This is a genomic window from Shigella sp. FC1661 (assembly GCF_001712525.1).
GTDB classification, from domain to species: Bacteria; Pseudomonadota; Gammaproteobacteria; order Enterobacterales; family Enterobacteriaceae; genus Escherichia; species Escherichia coli.
Genome location: NZ_MDGW01000532.1, coordinates 1 through 259, shown reverse-complemented (window position 1 = coordinate 259; position 259 = coordinate 1). Strand labels below are relative to the sequence as shown.

Here is a 259-nt window from a genome sequence, read left to right as displayed (position 1 = left end):
TCCTCGCTCACTGACTCGCTACGCTCGGTCGTTCGACTGCGGCGAGCGGTATCTACTCACTCAAAAACGAAATGCTGTTATCCACAGAATCAGGGGATAACGCCGGAAAGAACATGTGGGCAAAAGACCAGGAACCGGAAAAAGGCCACGCCGCTGGCGTTTTTCCATAGGCTCCGCCCCCCTGACGAGCATCACAAAAACCGACGCTCAAGTCAGAGGTGGCGAAACCCGACAGGACTATAAAGATACCAGGCGTTTC

The 259-nt window shown here is 54.4% G+C and carries 1 protein-coding gene; it reads right to left on the bottom strand.

Going from position 1 to position 259, the window contains the following annotated elements; all coding sequences use genetic code 11:
* Window positions 1–52 precede the first annotated feature (52 nt).
* On the bottom strand, window positions 53–259 hold a 207-nt coding region (locus tag BFF42_RS27395; RefSeq protein WP_146759069.1), incomplete at its 5' end, for a hypothetical protein.